The sequence below is a fragment of the Pyramidobacter sp. CG50-2 genome, from assembly GCF_003612005.1.
GTDB lineage: Bacteria > Synergistota > Synergistia > Synergistales > Dethiosulfovibrionaceae > Pyramidobacter.
In genome coordinates this window covers 57,416-73,816 of sequence record NZ_RAWT01000007.1, presented here as the reverse complement: position 1 = coordinate 73,816, position 16,401 = coordinate 57,416, and the positions used below count along the sequence as shown (strand labels likewise).

Annotated in this window: 15 protein-coding genes; all 15 read right to left on the bottom strand. The window is 58.3% G+C overall.

Annotated features, from left to right (window positions below; genetic code table 11):
- Positions 1-446: 446 nt before the first annotated feature.
- Positions 447-1,811, bottom strand: a complete 1,365-nt coding sequence (locus D7D26_RS02700) for a chloride channel protein (protein WP_120371922.1) — start codon at positions 1,809-1,811, stop codon at positions 447-449.
- Positions 1,812-1,825: 14 nt separating this feature from the next.
- Positions 1,826-2,266 (bottom strand): endonuclease, encoded by a 441-nt coding sequence (locus D7D26_RS02695; RefSeq protein ID WP_120371921.1) that lies wholly within the window; start codon positions 2,264-2,266, stop codon positions 1,826-1,828.
- A gap of 1 nt (position 2,267) precedes the next feature.
- Positions 2,268-3,146 carry a lysophospholipid acyltransferase family protein gene (locus D7D26_RS02690; protein WP_120371920.1) on the bottom strand — a complete coding sequence of 293 codons (879 nt, stop codon included), beginning with the start codon at positions 3,144-3,146 and terminating at the stop codon, positions 2,268-2,270.
- A gap of 99 nt (positions 3,147-3,245) precedes the next feature.
- Positions 3,246-3,995 carry a 2,3-diphosphoglycerate-dependent phosphoglycerate mutase gene (gene gpmA, locus D7D26_RS02685; RefSeq protein ID WP_120371919.1) on the bottom strand — a complete coding sequence of 250 codons (750 nt, stop codon included), beginning with the start codon at positions 3,993-3,995 and terminating at the stop codon, positions 3,246-3,248.
- A gap of 166 nt (positions 3,996-4,161) precedes the next feature.
- Positions 4,162-4,782 carry a 30S ribosomal protein S4 gene (gene rpsD / locus D7D26_RS02680; protein ID WP_120371918.1) on the bottom strand — a complete coding sequence of 207 codons (621 nt, stop codon included), beginning with the start codon at positions 4,780-4,782 and terminating at the stop codon, positions 4,162-4,164.
- Positions 4,783-4,947: 165 nt separating this feature from the next.
- A complete protein-coding gene (locus D7D26_RS02675; protein WP_120371917.1) occupies positions 4,948-5,334 on the bottom strand; it encodes a DUF6672 family protein in 387 nt (128 codons plus the stop codon).
- On the bottom strand, positions 5,331-6,440 hold the full coding sequence (locus D7D26_RS02670) for an ABC transporter permease (protein ID WP_120371916.1): 1,110 nt from the start codon (positions 6,438-6,440) through the stop codon (positions 5,331-5,333). Before D7D26_RS02670 ends, D7D26_RS02675 begins: the two co-directional genes overlap by 4 nt.
- The gene (locus tag D7D26_RS02665; RefSeq protein ID WP_120371915.1) at positions 6,440-7,483 is read right to left on the bottom strand and encodes an ABC transporter permease subunit; all 1,044 of its coding nucleotides are present in this window, start codon (positions 7,481-7,483) and stop codon (positions 6,440-6,442) included. Before D7D26_RS02665 ends, D7D26_RS02670 begins: the two co-directional genes overlap by 1 nt.
- Positions 7,480-9,078 (bottom strand): sugar ABC transporter ATP-binding protein, encoded by a 1,599-nt coding sequence (locus tag D7D26_RS02660; RefSeq protein ID WP_120371914.1) that lies wholly within the window; start codon positions 9,076-9,078, stop codon positions 7,480-7,482. The genes D7D26_RS02665 and D7D26_RS02660 overlap by 4 nt, the downstream gene beginning before the upstream one ends.
- A gap of 313 nt (positions 9,079-9,391) precedes the next feature.
- Complete coding sequence (locus D7D26_RS02655; protein WP_120371913.1) at positions 9,392-10,603, bottom strand: DUF3798 domain-containing protein; 1,212 nt, start codon at positions 10,601-10,603, stop codon at positions 9,392-9,394.
- A 430-nt stretch (positions 10,604-11,033) separates the two neighbouring features.
- Positions 11,034-12,248, bottom strand: coding sequence for a DUF3798 domain-containing protein (locus D7D26_RS02650; RefSeq protein ID WP_120371912.1), 1,215 nt, complete (start codon positions 12,246-12,248; stop codon positions 11,034-11,036).
- A 273-nt stretch (positions 12,249-12,521) separates the two neighbouring features.
- On the bottom strand, positions 12,522-12,839 hold the full coding sequence (locus tag D7D26_RS02645; RefSeq protein WP_255415964.1) for an HU family DNA-binding protein: 318 nt from the start codon (positions 12,837-12,839) through the stop codon (positions 12,522-12,524).
- A 56-nt stretch (positions 12,840-12,895) separates the two neighbouring features.
- Entirely contained in the window at positions 12,896-14,227 is a 1,332-nt protein-coding gene (gene der, locus D7D26_RS02640; protein ID WP_078016151.1) for a ribosome biogenesis GTPase Der, read from the bottom strand.
- Positions 14,228-14,259: 32 nt separating this feature from the next.
- The gene (locus tag D7D26_RS02635) at positions 14,260-16,047 is read right to left on the bottom strand and encodes a primosomal protein N' family DNA-binding protein (protein WP_120371910.1); all 1,788 of its coding nucleotides are present in this window, start codon (positions 16,045-16,047) and stop codon (positions 14,260-14,262) included.
- 21 nt (positions 16,048-16,068) lie between these two features.
- Entirely contained in the window at positions 16,069-16,401 is a 333-nt protein-coding gene (locus D7D26_RS02630) for a DNA-directed RNA polymerase subunit omega (RefSeq protein ID WP_078016149.1), read from the bottom strand.

The following is a 16,401-nucleotide window of genomic DNA, read 5'->3' as shown; positions in this document are numbered from 1 at the left end:
TGATCCTGCGGTTATCGTATTTTGCCGGGCGTCCACGTTGACCTGATTTCGGGTGTTCGGGCGGCAGCATTCTCTTGATTCGATTCCACTCGCTGGAGGTCAGTTCATATCTTCTCTCTTCCATGAGAAAAGTTTAAGCGATTGGATCGATTTAGGCAACTTTGACGTTTTTTAAACAAGCCCTAGATTCCTGGTCTAGCTTTTGGGGGGCAGTTCAGAATCGAGGCGCCCCTTCGTTTTTTCTTCGCTGGATTCCATACAGTACTCAAGTGCTGCGCACAAGCGGAATAAAACGCAGCATTCGTATTTGAGGACCGTTCCGTAATTTCGAGACAGCCTTTCTTTGTTTAACCCCTTGCCGTACCGGCGGTTTTCTTGAAAAAAGCGCCGGATGTCACCGTCTCGAGAGACGTTGGGCGCTTTTTCGACAGCCGCCGTACTCCGCCTTATTTTTTGCGTTTCATGCGCAGGGATAAATGCCCCAGCACAGGCGAACGCTCCGGCGTGGGGACGGTGAGGTTCCGATCGATCCGTTGTCCTTTCTCGGAAACGTCGAGCAGAGAGGATTTGGAGCGCTGCAGGAGCTGGCTGGGATAGACGCTGCGGTGCCCGACGATCATGAACGACGTGACGCTGACGACCGCGGCGAACGGCGCGGCCTGGCCGCCCAGCAGTTCGACGGCCATGATCGTCGATGCGAGCGGCGCGTTGGCGCTGCCCGCCAGAACGCCGACCAGTCCCCAGGAGGCGTAGGCGATCGTGTTCAGCCCGAAGAACGAGGCAAAGGCCGCGCCGGCCGACGCGCCGATGAAGAAGATCGGCGTCACCACGCCGCCGCTGCCGCCGCAGGAGAGCGTCAGTACGGTCATGAGGATCTTCCAGAGCCATGCCCACGGGGAGACGCGGCCGCCGTGAAGCACGGAGACCATGCCCGCCTCGCTGAGTCCGAAATAGGAATCGCCGACGCACCAGGTCAGAGCGAGGATCAAAGCGGAACCGATCACAGCCTTCGCGGTCAACGGCGCTTTCAGGTCATGAAACCATTTTTCGGAGAAGTTCATGATCTCGATGAAGCACAGGGAAACAAGGCCGAAGAAGACGCCGGCAGCTAAGGTCCAAAGGAAGTTCTGCGGCGAAAAGAGCGGCAGGTGCTCCGCCACAGGGAAAAACGAATATTTCAGTCCCAGCAGCAGCGCCGTGCGCCAGGCGACGACGCCGCTCAGGAACGAGGCGAACAGCACGTCGTAAAAGATCTGACCGATGTACAGGACTTCAAGCGCGAAGACCGCGCCGGCCACCGGCGTGCCGAACACGGCGGCAAAACCGGCGGAAACGCCGCAGACGACGAGCTTCTTTTTATCCAGATCGTTGAACTTCAGCAGCTTCGCCAGCGTCGAAGTCAGCCCGGCGGCGATCTGCGTGGCCGGGCCCTCCTTGCCCGCGGAGCCGCCGGCGGCGACCGTGACGATCGTAGTGATCATTTTCACCGGTACGACCTTGACGTCGATCTGCCCGGCCCGCTCGTGAACGGCCTCGACGACTTTTTCGGTACCGTGCCCGCTGGCGTCCGGGGCCAGATAATGAACCATCAGGGCGCTGGCGGCAAGCCCCAGCGGCAGGATGGCGTAATGCCAGATTCCCGTCAGTTTCCCCGCAACGCCGATGGAGAACTCGAGCAGCTCCACGAACAGGCTGACCGCGCCGCCGACGACAAGCCCCGACAGTACGGCCAACGCCGTCCATTTGATCACGGCGTAACACAAAACGAACTCTTCCAGAAAGATGCGGATGCCTCTGTTGTCTTTACCCACTCTTCATCCCCCACTTATTCGATCGCGCCGGCAGCAAGCGCCCGACGCAGGATGCAGAACGCCGCCAGGTCGTCGACACAGCGCGGCGGCACCAACAGCGAAAGCGGCACGAGCCGTCTCAGCCCCCGCGGCGGGTGCATGTTCCAGTACAGCCGGCGCGCTTCCAACGTCGTGTTCAGCTCTTCGACAAGCTCAACTTCAAAATGGCGCTCCAGTTCCTGTACAAAGCGCGCGTGTCCGGTGCCGTCGCCGCAAAAGACTTTGGCGATCTTTCCGTCTTCGGGGAGTTCCCCTTCGAGCAGCCATTCTTCGCAGCCTTTGCAGGAGCGAGCGGCTCTCAGGGCAAAATCCTCGAGTTCTTCCGCCGGAACGATCCCCGACGCCACGAGCGTGCCCTCAGCGCCGCCAAGCGCCCAGCCGAATTTCTGTCGTCCTGGATCGATGCCCAGATACATTTCAGCGATCCCCCGGTACCGTGCTGGCCCAGCGCGGATAGAGCCACAGCAGCCACTGCCCCGGATGTTCGCGGATCCAGGCGCTGATGCGGTCGTTGCACATTTTCAGACAGCTTTCTTCGTTTTCGCCGAACGCGGTTCTGGAGGGCTCCGCGAGCGCCGGCTCGAAAATCACCCGATGGGTAAAGCCGTCGGGGTTGCGCACGATATGCGTCGGCACCACGGCCGCGCCGAACTTCGCGGCCAGCCGGGCCACGCCCGTCGGCGTGCTGGCCGGCAGTCCCAGGAAGGGGACGACAAGCCCCTGATCCTTGGCGTCCTGATCGTGAAGAACGCACAGCACTTCGCCGTTTCGCAGGCAGCGGATCGCGCCTTTCAGGCCCTGCCCTTTCTGCACGTTCCGCGAACCGGCCAGCGAACGAAGCTTCATGAGCAGGGCGGTGATACGTTGATCGCGCTGATTCGCCGCGACGACGTTGAGCGGATATTTTTTCGACACGCAGATGTTGGCGATCTCCCAGTTGTCGAGATGCCCCAGCAACAGGATGACCCCGCGGCCGCGGGCGAGCGCCTGCCGAAGGTTTTCTTCGCCCTGCAAAGCGACATACCGTTCGACGGTCGCCGCGATCCTGGGAAGGCGCAGCGTTTCCGCCACGGCCCGGCCGATATTGCGGTAGGAACGCAGGACGATCTGCCGCGCCGGCGTGACGCCGACGCCCAGCGCGCGCACGCAGCGCGCTTCCGCCTTGTCGACTCTGCTTTTGCAGACCAGCCACATGACCTTTCCCAGCGCGTCTCCCAGCCGGACCGCTGTTTTGTGCGGCAGCCGGCAAAAAATCGCTTTGAGAGCGCAAATCAAGTACCAGTAAAAATTCTGCATGGATTCTCCTCTCTCTGCGGCCGTCGTGAGAACGCCGCTTCGCGCAGCGCGCCGCAAAAAAGGACCGGAAACTGCCTCCGGTCCTCGTGCGCCGACAAATTACTTTCTTCGGGCCTGGTTGGCGACGGCTTCCGCCGCGGCCTTCGCGGCTTCGGGATCGCCAAGATAACGGTGCGAAACGGGGCGCAGGTTCTCGTCCAGTTCGTAGAGCAGCGGGATCCCCGTGGGAATGTTGAGCCCGACGATTTCCTCGTCGCCGATGCCGTCCAGATATTTGACCAGCGCCCTGAGGCTGTTGCCGTGCGCCGCGACGATCAGCCGCCGCCCTGCCGCGATCTCCGGACAGATCACCTCGTTCCAATAGGGCAGAACGCGGGCGACCGTGTCTTTCAGGCATTCGGTCAAAGGCAGTTCGGCCGGGCTCAGATTCACGTACCGTGGGTCGTTGCCGGGATAGCGGGGATCGTCGCGCGTCAGAGGGGGCGGCGGCACGTCATAGCTGCGGCGCCAGATCTTGACCTGCGCCTCGCCCGCTTTTTCGGCCATTTCTGCCTTGTTGTATCCCTGCAAAGCGCCGTAATGGCGTTCGTTCAGACGCCAATCTTTGACGACCGGGATCCACATCTGGTCGAGCTCTTCCAGGGCGAGCCACAGCGTTTTGATGGCACGCTTGAGGCAGGACGTGTAGGCTTTGTCGAACACGAAGCCTTCTTCCCTCATGAGCCTCCCGGCGGAACGCGCCTCTTCGATCCCTTTCTCCGACAGCGGCACATCGGTCCACCCGGTGAAACGGTTCTCTCGGTTCCATTGACTCTCGCCGTGACGCAGGAGAATTATCTTATAAGTCATGATCGCAGCCTCCAGAGAGTAAAAATGTTCTGTGCCGATAGATGTATTTTAGCTGAAAAAACAGCCGGCGTCGAGGATTTTCTCCGCGACAAATGCCGCTTCGTCTCCTGCGGGAGAAACAGAAAAAGCCCGTCCTCTCCGGACGGGCTGAAAACACGAAACGCTTTTACTTGGAGTAGAACTCGACGACGATCTGCTCGTCGGCGATGTTGGGGATGTCCGCCCGTTCGGGCAGGCGAACGATCGTTCCCTTGCCGCCTTCGAGGGTCAGCCATGCGGGCTTGGAAACCGCTGCCGCCGCTTCGAGGTTCTGTTTGAGGACCACCATCTCGGCGCTGTTCTCGCGAACGGTGACAACATCACCGGGGTTGAGACGCACGCCGGGCATATCGACCTTGCGGCCATTCACGAGGAAATGACCGTGGCGAACAAGCTGACGGGCCTGAGGACGGGTGACGCAGTAGCCGAGACGATAGACTACGTTGTCGAAGCGGCTCTCGAGCAGGACCAGCATGTTGCTGCCGGTAACGCCATCCATCTTCTTGGCGGCGACGTAAACGGCGCGAAGCTGTTTCTCGCTCACACCGTAGGCAAGGCGGATCTTCTGCTTCTCCTGAAGCTGAAGCCCATAAATGGACTGCTTCGCACGACGACGAGGCGCTCCTCCGGGAGGCGTGGCCTTCTTGGCAAGCAGCTTATCGTACTTGGGGTTGCCGAATACGTTGGCACCGAGCCGACGAACGATCTTCCCCTTGGGAGTGACCTTTCTGTTGACATTCTTGGACATTGATTATGTTACTCCTTCGCACAAAAGAAATTGGACGGATATTTCTTTCCAGCAGCCTGTAAAACTTACTTCAAAGATCAGTTTCTGTCAAGGAGAGAATCGAGTTTCTTCAGTATTTTATCTATGAAAAACGCGCCTCGTTCTCTTTATCCCTCGACAGATCCTCTATTTCGCTGCCGGATCGCCGTTCTTGTACGCCAAGGGGATGTTCAGAACAGGTTTCTTGCCGAGCCGGGAAAGTTTGAAAGTGAAAATTCGGCTCTGTCCTTCGATCGGTTTGTCGTCCATATCGAGGACATCGATCCTGGCTTTGTGCGTGCCGCTGCCGATCGCAACGGCCTGATCGCGGTCGTCGGCATAAAGGATCTTCCCCTCCCTGGAATCGATCGAGACCTGAACGGCCTCCATCGACTCGATCACCTGGCCGTCCCCGGTATAGGCCGTGTTCTCGACAAGAAAATCATAGGCTTTGCCGCGATCGTAGCAATACCAGCCCAGCGCCGTAAAAATCAAAACAATCGCAAGGTTTACGAGGATTCTTTTCATCTTCATTTCGTGCCTCCGTCCGCATTCTGACCGCGGAACTGCGCGCGGGCAATCTCACGATCGGCGTGCCGTCTCCAGGCATGGAGCACCAGCGCCAGCGAAATGATGCCGTACGACACAAAGACGCGGAAAAATTCGCCGATCTGTGCGTCGCCGGTCAGATACTTGCCGGCCATCGGCGAGACGACGAACATCAGATGGAACAGGATCACGCCGACGAACACGTTGAGGATCGAAGCGCGGCTGACGCTCGCGCCGCCGACCAGCAGCGAGGCGATGGCGAACACGCCGGCCTGTTCGTGGCTGTTATAGGTGTTCATCGTACCGACGTTCTGCAGGAAGATGATCTGTCCGTAACAGGCCAGCACCGTCGAGATCACGATGGAAATAACGCGGGTGCGAAGCACGGGGATGCCCGCCGAATCGGCCACGGCCATATCCTGTCCGGTCGCGCGCATGTCCTGTCCCAGCTTGGTTTTGCGGAACCAGACGATGAACAGGCAGAAGAAGCCAATGACGACAAACGTCGCGACGGGGATCTGGATCCCAAGGATCTCAAGCGGGATCAAGTCGTCAAGGCAGCGGCGGATGTTGTCGAGGTTGATCGTGTTTCTGATCCCGTATCCTCTCGACAGCACCAGCTTGCTGTTCGTGATCGGCACGATGCTGCCGAATCCGTAAAGGACCGCCAGCTGGTACACGCCGTTCATGAAGAATCCCAGGATATACGACGTGACCATTTCGCGCCCGCGGGCCTTGTTCAGGACAACGCCGCAGATCCAGCCGAAAAAGATCGCCAGCGGCGTGGCGATGATCGCCGCGAGCACCATGCCGTTCAAACCGACAACGTTCCAGTCGCTGACGAAGATCAGCCCGAGCTGTCCCGCCATGGCTCCCAGGACCATGCCGAAGTTCAGCCCCATCCCCGCCATGATAGGAACGAGCAGCGAGAGGACGAGGAACGAGTTGCGCGACAGGCGGATCAGCATCTCCTGAACCAGATAATCGAGCGAGAACCGGGAAATGGGAATCGCAATGGCGCTCACGACGAGAAAGACAATGGGCACCGCGTTCCTGATAAGGAACATTTTGATTTTATTCGTATTGTTCATCAGGATCTCACCTTCGTCACACGAGTCAGAGCATACAGAATCATGCCATTCGACACAATAATACGAATGACTTCAGACATATCGGTCTGGATCATGCTGTTGATGACCGACGGCGTCATCGTCAGGATCCCCTGGAACAGGATCGTTCCCACGATCACGTTGACGATATTGGCTTTTTTCACGGACGCGCCGCCGATCAGGATCGCGGCCACGGCCGGAAACGCCATGTAGAAAGGCCCCATGTAGAGCTGAACGAAACCGAAGCACTGTTCGTACATGATGATGCCGATCGCGCCCAGCCATGTGGAAAGGATGACCGACAGCGTGCGCATCTTGTCGATGTTCACGCCGCTGGCACGGGCGTAATCGGGATTGGAACCGACGATGGTCATGGCCGTCCCCGTGCGGGTCCTCATGAAAAGGGACATCAGAGCGCAGAGCAGCAGGAAGAAGAGGAACATTCCCGTGGGAAACGCCAGGAACTCGTTGATGCGAAACGCGCCGATGCTGCTGATGGCGTTCTGCCAGAAAGCTTCGATGGAAATGGTCGTGCGCAGTCCCTTGCCGGCGTAGCCCCAGACCATGTTCGGGCTCTTGTAAGGCAATACCAGCCACATGATGCACATCAAAGCGACGGACGAAAAGCCCACGTAGGTGGCGATCATCATCTCGCTGCCTTTGACCTTGTTGAGCAGAAGCCCGTAGCACCAACCGAGGATCACGGCGATGGGCGTGGCGATCAGCATGGCGGTGAGGATGCCCGGCAGTCCGGTGACTTCGAGCTCAACGCTCGTCACGGCGCCCAGCAGCCCGGCGATAATGCCGAGCGGCAGACCGAAATTGAGGCCGCAGCCCGACTGGACCATCGGCACCATGGCCAGCACCATGACGCCGTTCATGCCGAAGCGCACCAAAGTGTCGTTGATCGACGCGTCGAGACGCACGCCGACAAAAGGCGCAAGCACGAACAACGAGAGCAGGAACAACGCGATGAGGATTCGCGGCCAGCCAACGTCCTCAATAAAATTCTTGATGTCTTTCATTGATTCGCAGCCTCCTCGCTGGTACCGAGCATCAGATAGCCAAACTCCTCCGAAGAAGCGGAAGCGGGCTTGATGCCGACAACCGTTCCCTTGTCGATAATCGCGATGCGGTCACAGATCGAACGCAGCTCTTCCAGTTCGGAAGAGATCATCACGATGGTCATGCCGAGTTCGCGGTTGTACTTCTTCAACGTATCGAGCACGACTTTTTTCGCGCCGACGTCGATGCCGCGCGTCGGTTCCGAAACGAAAAGCAGTCGGGGATGCGTCTCGAAAGCTTTGGCCAGGCAGATCTTCTGCTGATTTCCGCCGGAGAGCTCGCGCACGCGCTGTTTCGGGCTGACGCACTTGATCTCCAGCTCCTGAATGTACTTTCTGGCGCAATCCAAAATGGCGCTGTCGTCGCGAACCTTCACCAAACCGCCGCACGACGGTTTGAGAAAACGTTTCTGATTCTGCAACGACGTAAAGATGATATTCCACGCGATCGATTCGTCGAGCAGCAACCCGACGCCGCGGCGATCCTCGGAAACCGAGGAGATTCCCATCGACAAGGGCGAGGTCGGGTCGTTCAACTGTACGGCCTTGCTGTCGAATTCCACCGCCCCTCCGGACGCATAAAGTCCCATAATGCCGTTCGAGATGCCAAGTTTGCCCTGTCCGGCCAGACCGCCGATGCCGAAGATCTCGCCTTCCTTGATGTCGAGATTGACGTCGCGCACCGTTTCGCCGGGCATATCGACCCACAGATTACGAACCTTCAGGATCTCCCGCCCAAACTTGCGCTCTTCCGCGTCGCCCTGGGCCGCCTTTTCGATGTTGCGTCCCACCATGCTGCTGGCGATCTCGCGCACGGTCGTTTTCGACGGCTCCGTCGTCAGCACCACTTCTCCGTCGCGCAGGACGACGATGTCGTCGCAGACTTCCATGACCTCGCGCAGACGGTGCGAGATGAAGATGATGGCGATGCCGTTTTTGGCCAGCCGGCGCATCGAGTCGAGCAGGATCTCCGCTTCGCTCTCGGTCAAGACCGCCGTGGGCTCGTCGAGAACCAGAAGCTGCGTCTTGCTCTTGTCGATCTCGCGGGCGATTTCGGTAAACTCTTTGTGCCCGACGGGAAGTTCGGAAATGAGCGTCTCGCCGTCGAGCGAGAAATTCAGCTTTTTGATCGCCTCGGTCGCGCGAAGTTTCATGTCGGCGCGATTCAGCGTCTTCAGACGGTCGCCGAAAGCTTCAACCAAGGGATTGTAAACGAGGGACTCGCGATTGAGAACGATATTTTCCGTGACCGAAAAGCCGGGGATCAGCGAAAATTCCTGATGGACCATGCCGATGCCGGCTTCCAGCGCATCGTTCGGGCTGTGGAAATCGGCTTCCTTGCCGCTGATGTAGAATTTGCCCTCGTAGCCTCCCGTCTCGGCGATCACATTCATGCCGAAGAGAATGTTCATCAGCGTCGACTTCCCCGCGCCGTTCTCCCCCACCAGACCAAGGATCCGTCCCTTGGCCAGGCTGAATGAAATATTCTTAAGAACTCGATTCCCGAAATAGGCTTTGCCTATTTGTTCCACACGAAGCAAAGGTTCTCCTCCCATGGACGAGTACCTCCTTTACCAGATAAACCGCCGTTCCAAGCGGTCAGAAATTGATCTATTACCTTTGATACTATTTCTCAATTAAAAAACCGAACGCAAGAGCGCTGCGGGGGAGATTCACAAAGCGAGCTGCGCAGACCGCGCAGCAGTCGAGGGAGTTCTGAGCGACTGAACTCCCCCGCAGCGCCCCCGAAAACTATGCCAATACTTTCATCAAGAATTAGTATAAGTACCGGACGATCGCTTAAAAAAAAGAGCGGGGGGAGGTCGAAAATTACTCCCCCGCTCCTTTTTCTGCCTAGAGTTTCATGCGCTATTTCAGCTGCAGATACTTTTCGGGAACGACCTCGTCGGTCATGTTGAGATAGCCCTTGCCGAAAATATAAGTATCCTGATAGACAAGGATGTTGTTCTTCAGCTCGAGCCCGGTGTTGGCGTCCATATAGACGGTGCCGTTCCACTTTGCGCCCGGCGTGGCGCCGTTATAGGCGGCAAGGAGATCTTCGCGCTTGAAGTTGCGGCGGAAATTCTTGGGCGTCACATCCTTTTCGATGCAGGACTTGGCATATTCGCCAAGAGCAAGGGTCGTCGTAAACCCGTAGGAGTACGCCCACGTGCCCATGCGTCCGGCGCCGCCCTTGGCGACAACGGCGTCTTCCACTCTCTTCAAGATCGCGGGGAAATCGCCCGCCACGTCAGAGAGCTCGACGCCCAGCGCGCCGGGATAGCCCATCAGCGGAGAGGGAAGGTCGGCTTCAATGAAGAAACCCTTGCTCTCGGCGATCCTCTTCAACAGAGGCTCGGTCTCGGCGTCGTTGGTGCAGAAGAACGCGGTATTGGGGCCGTACTTGTCAAGCCACTGCGGAACGTGCTCGAGGATGAACTGCTGCGCGCCGGCCACGCCGACGTCGCTGGTGGGATCGGGAGCGCTCTCGAAGTGATATTTCATGCCCAAATCGTTGCACGTGGCTTCCATGATCTTGGCGCGGCGGGACATGAGCTCATAGCTCATATGACGCGGGAAGGAAATATGGACGAAATCGGTGCAGCCCAGCTTGTGGGCGGCGAGGATGATCAGATAACCACGGGCGATGCTGTCGGAGTGAATGATAAGATCTCCCGAAGGCGCGATGACGCCGGGATCCTCGTGGTTCTCGCCGGCAAACAGCAGGATGTCGGGCCGGGCTTCGCGAATACGGCGGAACGCCTCGGTCGTGCCGGGGATGGCCTGGTTGACGATGACGGCCTTCATCAACGGATCGTCGGCGAACGAAGCGATCTGGGAAATCGTCGTTTCCTGCTCGGTCATGAAGTTGTCAGGATAGGTGATGTGCTTGATCATGCCGCCGTTGGCGACGTCGCCGTAACGCTTGATCAGCTCTTCCGCGCCGCGGAGATCGTCTTCGGACTGAGAAACCGTGCCCGTGCAGACGCCGATGTGGAACTTCGCCGGCTCCGCCGCCATGGCGGACACGGCCCCCGCAAACAACACCGCGGTCAGCAAACCAACAACAAGCTTTTTCATTACTTATCCCCTCCACATACATAAATTTTAGCAAGAAGAAATTCGCCTTTTCTTACTTGCATAGGAAAAGTTTACACGAGGAAGGAAATACCGTCAATCACGAGTCAGTTGTAAAAAAACGAAAACTAAACGTTGAATTTACTGCTAAAAATTTATGACGGTGTAACATGGTCGGATATGCGCATCGCATCTCTCCCAGAGATAAAAGCTTACGTCGACTTATCCAAGACTTTTTGTCAAATATTAAGATAATAAATACACAGCTCTATTAAAAATAACAGCCATTTCAAATTTAATGCAATGAAAACAAAAGAAAGATTCCGCCGTGTCCCATACGCGGCAAGAACGCCGGACGCCCGCTCAAGGCCCTATTTTTTGCAAAAAAGGGCGAAGAAGCACGCTTCTCCGCCCCTCAAACATCGGCAAATATTTACTTCATGTCGAGATATTTTTCGGGAATGACCTCGCCGGTCATGTTGAGGTAGCCCTTGCCAAAGATGTAGGTATCTTGATAGACGAGGATGTTGTTCTTCAGCTCGAGGCCCGTGCTCGCATCCTTGTAGATCGTCCCGTTCCAGCTTGCGCCGGGAGTTTCCGCGTCGAAAGTTTTCAGAAGAGCGTCCATCTTGAAGTTGCGGCGGAAGTTTTTCGGCGTGACGTCCTTTTCGATGCAGCTCTTGGCGTACTCGCCCAGCGCCAAAGTGTTGGTGAATCCGTAAGAGTAAGCCCAGGTGCCCATGCGTCCGGAACCGCCCGCCTTGATCACGGCGTCCTCGACTCGCTTGAGGATCGCGGGGAAATCGCCCGCCACGTCGGAAAGTTCAACGCCCAGCGCGCCGGGGTAGCCCATCAGCGGCGAAGGCATGTCCGCTTCGATGAAATAGCCGCCTTTCCCCTCGGCGATCCTCTTCAGCAGGGGTTCGGTATGCGCATCGTTGGTGCAGAAAAAAGCCGCCATCGGGCCGTACTTCTCGATCCAATGCGGAACTTTCTCGAGGATGAACTGCTGCGCGCCGGCCACGCCGACGTCGCTGGTGGGATCGGGAGCCGTTTCGAAATGGTATTTCATGCCCAAGTCGTTGCAGGCGGCCTCCATGATCTTGGCGCGACGGGAGAGAAGCTCATAGCTCATGTGGCGGGGGAAGGAGATATGGACGAAATCGGTGCAGCCCAGCTTGTGGGCGGCGAGGATGATCAGATAGCCGCGGGCGAGATCTCCGGCGTGAGTGACAAGGTCGGACGTGGGAGAGATGACGCCGGGATCCTCGTGGTTCTGCCCGGCAAACAGCAGGATGTCGGGGCGCGTCTCGCGAATACGGCGGAACGCCTCGGTCGTGCCCGGGATGGCCTGGTTGACGATAACGGCCTTCATCAGCGGATCGTCGGCGAACGAAGCGATCTGGGAGATCGTCGTTTCCTGCTCGGTCATGAAGTTGTCGGGGTAGGTGATGTGCTTGATCATGCCGCCGTCGGCGACGTCGCCGTAACGTTTGATCAGCTCTTCCGCGCCGCGAAGATCGTCCTCGGTCTGAGAAACCGTGCCCGTGCAGACGCCGATGTGGAACTTCGCCGACTCCGCCGCCATGGCGGACACGGCCCCCGCAAACAACGCCGCAGCCAGCAGAGACGTAACGAACTTTTTCATTGTTATCTCCTCCGATACATAAATTTTAGCAAAAAAAAATCAATTCCACTTGCCGTTTAGACCTTACACAAATATTTCGGCATCGTCAATGACACTTTTATTGCAAACAAAACATGAACAAACATTAATTTACTATCCAGAAGCGCCGTCCTCGCGGGCACCGCACCGTCTGGACGGGCATAAACGCAGAAGGGCGCTCAGTTTTCACTGAGCGCCCTTCTTTAGAAAAACTCATGCAAAATCCATGCACGCTGTTTCCGAAACCATGAAGAATTAGTTGACCTGGTCTTTGAGGCCTTTGCCGGCGCGGAAAACGGGCACCTTCTTGGCGGGAATCTGGATCGTCTTCTTGGGATCCTGGGGATTGCGCCCCACGCGGGCGGCACGCTTGCGGACTTCGAATGTGCCGAAACCAACCAGCTGAACCCTGTCTCCCTTGGCAAGGGCCTTCTCGATCGCAGCGAAAGTAGCCGAAATCGCTTCGCCCGCCGCCTTCTTGCTCATTCCAGCATTTGCGGCAACTTCGTTGATCAGATCGTTCTTTGTCATTTTTCTCTGCCTCCTTAAATTATCAATACGAAAAGCCTGCATGAAAAGGACGCCTCATAATGAGACGCCCTTATTCTAAACGCAATGTCACTGAAAGGTCAAGCCTTTTCGTTGCTTCCATGGCTGGAACGCCAAAAAAGACGCAGCGGAACGCCGGCAAAATCTCCCGCTTCGCGGATTTTTCTTGACAGATGGTTCTCAAAGCTCTTCGTCACGATCGAAGTGTCGTTGACGAAGAAGATGAACGTCGGCGGTACCGCGGCGCTCTGCGTGCAGTAATAGATCCGCAGCCGGCGTCCCGTGCCGTCCGTCGGCAGACGGTCAAAAGCCAGCATGTCGCGGATAATGCGGTTCAATACCGTCGTGCTGAATCTGGATTGGCGGCGCTTGTGCACCCGGCTGACCAGATCGAGCAGCCGGTGCAGACGGCGCCCGGAAACGGCCGACGTAAAAAGCACCGGCGCATGGCTGACGAAGCGGAACTCCTCGCGGAGTTTCCCGTTCACTTCGTCGCCGGTCTCCGGCGTGTTCGACAGCAAGTCCCATTTGTTGACCACGAGGACGACGCCCTTGCCGCGGGCGAGGATCTCCCCCACCAGACGCTGATCCTGCTCCGTCGCCAGTTCCCGCGCGTCCATCACGAAGACGGCCACGTCGCACTGGTCGACCGCGTCCATGGCCCGCACCGTCGAATAAAACTCGATGTCGTCCTTGACCCGGCTTTTGCGGCGCAGACCGGCCGTATCGACAATGCGGAAGCGTTCTCCCTTATACTCGAGCACGGCGTCGATCGAATCGCGGGTCGTTCCCGGGATGTCGCTGACCAGCGACCGCCGGCTGCCCGTCAGCGCGTTGAGGATGCTCGACTTGCCCACGTTGGGACGGCCGACGAGCGCCACGTTGATGACGCCTTCTTCCGCCCCCTGCGCGTCTCCTTTATCGCCCAGCATCTGCACGATCTGGTCCAAAAGCTCGTCAACGCCGCGGTCATGAAGCGCGCTGACCCCGACGACTTTTTCGAAGCCAAGCGAGTAGGCTTCGACGACGTCGTCCTCGTGACTGAAGTCGTCTATTTTATTGACCGCGAGAATGACCATCGAAGAATGAGAACGAAGCACCTGCGCCACGTCTTTGTCCATCCAGGTGACGCCCTGACTGCCGTCGATCATGAAGATCACGACGTCGCTCTCTTCGATGGCCTGGAATATCTGATCTTTCATGCTCTCCATGATCGGGTCTTTGTCTTTCAGCAGCAGACCGCCGGTATCGACCACGTAAAAACTTTTATCCTGCCATTGCACGCAGCCATACAAACGGTCGCGCGTAACGCCCGGCATATCGTCGACGATAGCCCGGCGTTCGCCGATGATCCTGTTGAACAGCGATGACTTCCCTACGTTGGGACGTCCGACGATCGACACTATTGCCATTGCATAACTCCTTCATGCGAGCGGATTTTCCGTCAGTCCGAGCAAACTTCGACGCTGGGGAAACCTCGGCGGGAACTCCGGATGGTGAAATATTTTTCAAGATAACGCCGCAACGGCGCCATGCGCGCGGTAAAAACGGTCAGCGCCGCGCCGGCCGCATCGGACTGCATGGTCGTAAAACCGGCTTCGTCAAGTCCGAAGACAAAGTCGTCCTTCTCTTTCCAGCCTTTCGGCAGCTCCATTCTGACCAGGTGCGAATAGGGGGGAAAAGAGAAGGCGCTTCTTTCCGCCAATTCCTCCCGCCAGAAATAGCTCCAGCCGGCCTGAAGAGATTTGAGAACCGCCTGTCCGGGGCGGCGCGTCTGAAACAGGACTGTGCGCGTCCCCTGTCCCCGCCACAGGGATTCCTCGAACATGGAAAACGCGGAAAAGCGCGACGCATATTCGGGCTGACGAGCTTCGGCGTCCGCGTCCAGCCAGCCGATCAAAACGGGATGCAGCTCGTCAAGCAGGCTCAGCGCTCGCCGCGAGCCGAGCAAAAGCCCGCCTTTTTGCTTCAGTTCGGCAAGCCGGCGGCGCCCGTCGGTCAGGTTCGCAGGATTCTCGGCGTGCCACAGGCACACGGGACTGGCGCCCAAAAGATTCTGCGCCATCGGCCGAAGCGCTTCCAGACCGGGAGAGGTGCCCTGGAACATCCGCCCGCCGCACTGCGGACAGACTTCGGGAACGCCCGCCCTGGCGCCGCAGAGAGGACAGCGCATCTCGTCCCGCTCAAAAACCATGGCGGCGCCGCAACGCGGGCACTGCACCGTTTGGCCGCAATCGGCGCACTGCAGTTCGCCGCTCACGCCGCGCCGGTCCAGAAGCCAAAAAACGACGCGCTTGTCGGCCGCATGCCGCAGCGTTTCCGTCACAAGCACGTCGGAAAGAGGCAGCGGGAACTGCACTCCCCTGAACGGAAGAAGCGAAGCGCCGTGGAGGTCAAGGATGCGCGCGACAGCCCGCGCCGGCGTTTTCCGCTCGGCCGGGCGGAAGTTTTTGAACACCCGCGACGACGGGATCCGCCCCCCCACGACAAGACAGCCGCCGGAGGCGCGGGCGCGGGCCGCGGCAAAGCTCTTCAGCGAGAACGGCGGACGTTTTTTGCTGCGCCAGGATGGATTCGCTTCTTCGTCGACGACGAACAGTTCCGGCGCGGCAAGCGGCGCAGCTGCCGCTCCCGGACCGCCGACGATCACGGCGTCGTCGCGGGACAGGGCCCGGCGCCAGCTCTTCGTCGCCGCCTGAGCGCCCGACGCCGGCCACAGGATCAGGCGGTCCTTTGGGATCGCGCCGACCAGACTTTTGTAAAATCTTTGCGCCTGCTCTCGTTCCGGAAAGAGCGCCAGCACGCCGCGACGGCAGGCGAGGATCTTTTCGCGATAGAGCCGCCAGCGCTCTTCAGCGTCGTAACGATAACAGAATTCAAATGAGAACGGGATTTTTTCGCTCTCTCCGTACGGCACGAAGGGCTCTCCCCGCCAAAACGACGCCGGCATCAGCAGCCGCAGGATTTCCGACGGCGAACACAAAAAGGCCCGGGCAATTTCACGTACGGCCTGCAGATAAGGACGGTTCAGCACCGGCTGCGCGTCGAAGACCCGCAGAACGTTTTTCAGCGGGATCGACGCCGCGGACTGCGTCCTTCCCGCCGCAAGGCCGACACGGACGCCTTGCCCCATGGGAACGAGCACTCGCGCGCCGGGCGGCACGTCGCGGTCTGTTTGATACGTCAGTTCATGCCACCATGGCCCGGGGATCAAAACCTGCAGTTGAAGCATGCTCCGAGCCCGAGACCGCTTTTATTTCCGACGGCCGTCGGCAGCTTCGGAACTTTTTTTCTCCGCGGCGCGCTCCAGATTCTTCTGTTCTTCTTCGAACGCCGCTTCCGACTCCAACTCGTTCTCGATGGCGTCGGGGATCGTTTCGGTCTGCAGCTGTACGCTGACGTTTCCATCTTCCATGTCGCACAGCGCCAAAGAGATGGCCTTTTCGCCGGGATGTTTCTCAAGGATCCCGTTGACACCCTTCACTTCGCTGATCTGACGCGCCCTCTGCGCGATGACCGCCGTGAGAAGATACTTGTTGTGCACGTTCACGTTGTCCATAATTTTATCCAGATTATGAAAATTCAT